Below are 3,192 nucleotides of genomic sequence, written 5' to 3' on the forward strand. Positions count from 1 at the left end.
CTGCTCTGACCGCCAACCAGCGTTTTACTGCCCTGCAGTCTGGCGAAGTCGACATTCTGTCGCGTAACACCACCTGGACTCTGACCCGTGATACAGCTCTGGGCCTGAACTTCGCTGGCGTCAACTATTACGACGGCCAGGGTTTTATGGTTCGTAAAGATCTGGGTGTTTCCAGTGCCAAGGAACTGAGCGGCGCAGCCATCTGCGTTGAACCAGGTACCACAACTGAACTCAACCTGGCCGACTACTTCCGTGCCCAGGGCATGGATTTCGAGCCGGTTGTAATCGAAAACACCTCTGAAGTTACCGCCGCTTTCTTCGCTGGCCGTTGCGACGTTTACACCACAGATGCGTCAGGTCTGGCCTCTGCCCGTAACGTCTCTGCAGAGAACCCTGCTGATTACATCATCCTGCCTGAAATCATCTCCAAAGAGCCGCTGGGCCCTGCTGTTCGCCACGGCGATGACGAGTTCATGGACATTGTCCGCTGGTCACTGAACGCCATGATCGAAGCTGAAGAGTATGGCATTACGTCAGACAACGTTGATCAAATGCGCGACACCAGCACCAACCCTGGCATCCAACGTCTGCTGGGCACCACCCCGGGCCTGGGTGAAGCTCTGGGCATCGACGAAGACTGGGCTTACAACATCATCGATCAGGTCGGCAACTACGGTGAGTCTTACCAGACCAACGTAACCGATCTGCTGGGTCTTGAGCGCGGCCTGAACGCGCTGTGGACCGATGGTGGTCTGATGTACGCACAACCCGTTCGTTAATCAGGAGCCCGGCAATGCAATATTGCTGATCTCACGTTAACGCCGCGGCCCTGTCCAACAGGGCCGCTTTTTATTAGCTCATTGCATTATTCTGATTTGCATTCCCTTTGGAGACGTCGGGTATGAGCCCCAAACACTCAAAAAGTAACGACGTTAACCCGATTCTGACCATAATATATGACAAGACATTTCGCTCTGTCGTCTATCAGATTCTGGTTTTTGGTGGAGTCTTCCTGCTCGGCTGGTATTTGGTCGGCAACACCATGGCCAACCTCGAGAGCCAAAACATCGCCACCGGCTTCGGTTTTCTTGAGCGTGAAGCCGCCTTTGGCATCAGTGAAAGCGTTATCGCTTACTCGCCTGAAAGCAACTACGGCCGTGCTCTGCTGGTCGGTATCACCAATACGCTGAAAGTCGCCAGTATTGGTATTGTTCTGGCCACCATTCTTGGCACCATCATCGGTATCGCTACCGTCTCAAAGAACTGGTTGCTGCGTATTATTGGCGTTACCTACATTGAAACCTTTCGTAATATTCCAGTCTTACTGCAGCTGATTTTCTGGTATGCCATTATTAACCGTGGTTTGCCCAATATCCGCTCAGCTCTGAGTCCCTTTGAAGGCGTGTATTTGTCCAATCGAGGACTATACATCCCGGTGATGGCCGGCCATCCTGGCTGGACCTGGGTTGGTGTCGGTTTCATTGTGGGGGTCATTGGCGCTATTGCATTGCGCAAATGGAGCCTGAAACGTCTTGAGGCTACCGGCCACATATTTCCCCACTTGAGCGTAGGCCTAGGCATTATTCTCGCCGTACCTATACTCGTCTGGCTGATTTTCGGCGCTCCCACTGAGTTGAATATGCCTGTCATTCAGGGTTTCAATTTCCAGGGCGGTGCACGTATGAGCCCAGAGTTCACCGCGCTGCTTCTGGGCCTGACCTTATACACCACAACCTATATTGCGGAAGTGGTACGAAGCGGTATTCAATCCGTTCCCTATGGTCAAACTGAAGCCGCCACCTCACTGGGGTTGCGTTCTACCTGGATCATGCGACTGATCGTGCTGCCACAGGCATTACGCGTCATCATTCCACCACTGACCAACCAGTATCTTAACCTGACCAAGAACAGTTCATTGGCGGTGGCCATTGGCTACCCAGACCTGGTCTCTGTCTCAAACACGACAATGAACCAGACGGGTCAAGCCGTTGAAGGGGTGGCTATCTTCATGACGGTTTACCTCAGCATCAGCTTACTCGTGTCCTTCTTTATGAACTGGTACAACAAGCGCATGGCGCTGGTGGAGCGTTGAGATGACTGAGATTACCAACCGAGCCCGGCCTGTTAGCGGACCTGTTCTCAATCGCAGCCTGCGCTGGATGAAGGAGAATCTGTTTTCCTCGCCGGTTAATACTTTTATTACCTTGTTGTGCGTCTACATCATCTGGAACGTACTGGACGTCATCGTTTCCTGGGCCGTTCTCAATGCCAGCTTCGGCCCCGCCAAGGAAGCCTGCGAAGCAGCTACCGGTGCCTGCTGGGCTTACGTTCACGACATGTGGCGCTTCCTGTTATTCGGGACCTACCCCTCCGAGCTACACTGGCGGCCACTCGTAGCCATGATCATGCTCACCTCGGGCATGCTGCTGAGTATGAATCGCCGGTTCTGGTCACCCTGGCTGGCGGTCGCCTGGATCGTCGGTTTCATTGTCGTTTACTTCGTCTTGCGGGGCGGGGTACTGGGGCTGGCACCGGTACGCACTGCCCAGTGGGGCGGCCTGACGCTGACTCTGGTACTGGCCGTTGTCGGCATCGCCTTCGCAGCACCGCTGGCGCTCATGCTGGCGTTGGGGCGGCGTTCCGATATGCCACTGATCAAAGTCGTCTGCATCGTGGTCATTGAAGTATTCCGGGGCGTCCCTTTGATCTCGGTACTGTTCATGGCCTCGGTTATGTTCCCGTTGTTCTTGCCTGAAGGTGTGAGCATCGATGTACTGCTGCGGGCACAGATTGGCATCATCATTTTCCAGGCAGCCTACCTCGCCGAAGTGTTCCGCGGAGGCATGCAGGCCATTCCCAAAGGTCAGTACGAGGCGGCCGATTCGCTGGGTCTGAACTACTGGCAGAAAACGTTCAAAATCATTTTGCCGCAAGCACTGCGCCTGGTTATTCCGCCGACCATGAGTACCTTTATCTCATTGTTCAAGGATACCTCTCTGGTCGTCATCATCGGCCTCTTTGATCTGCTGGCGGCAACCCGCGCAGCGGTCAACGACCCCATGTGGCGTCAGCAATTTATTGAAGCGTACGTTTTTATTGCCCTTATTTACTTCTGCTTCTGCTTCTTTATGTCACGATACAGCGCGTACCTCGACAATGACCTGAAGAAGAGCACCTCACACTAGGAGTCCA

3 protein-coding genes are annotated in these 3,192 nt (G+C 53.9%); all 3 read left to right on the top strand.

The window, feature by feature from the left end; all coding sequences use genetic code 11:
• Positions 1 to 779: amino acid ABC transporter substrate-binding protein (locus WD071_RS08350; RefSeq protein ID WP_368047905.1), on the top strand; the 779-nt coding region annotated here is incomplete at its 5' end.
• 122 nt (positions 780 to 901) lie between these two features.
• Positions 902 to 2,092 (top strand): amino acid ABC transporter permease, encoded by a 1,191-nt coding sequence (locus WD071_RS08355; protein WP_368047906.1) that lies wholly within the window; start codon positions 902 to 904, stop codon positions 2,090 to 2,092.
• A gap of 1 nt (position 2,093) precedes the next feature.
• The gene (locus WD071_RS08360) at positions 2,094 to 3,185 is read left to right on the top strand and encodes an amino acid ABC transporter permease (RefSeq protein WP_368047907.1); all 1,092 of its coding nucleotides are present in this window, start codon (positions 2,094 to 2,096) and stop codon (positions 3,183 to 3,185) included.
• The last annotated feature ends 7 nt before the right edge of the window (positions 3,186 to 3,192 follow it).

This window comes from Pseudohongiella sp., from assembly GCF_040877505.1.
In the GTDB taxonomy this organism is placed as follows: Bacteria; Pseudomonadota; Gammaproteobacteria; order Pseudomonadales; family Pseudohongiellaceae; genus Pseudohongiella.

What these genes read in the sequence shown, in the direction of transcription:
- WD071_RS08360 (WP_368047907.1), top strand. Translation starts at nt 2,094, where the DNA reads ATGACTGAGATTACCAACCGAGCCCGGCCTGTTAGCGGACCTGTTCTC.
- WD071_RS08355 (WP_368047906.1), top strand. Translation starts at nt 902, where the DNA reads ATGAGCCCCAAACACTCAAAAAGTAACGACGTTAACCCGATTCTGACC.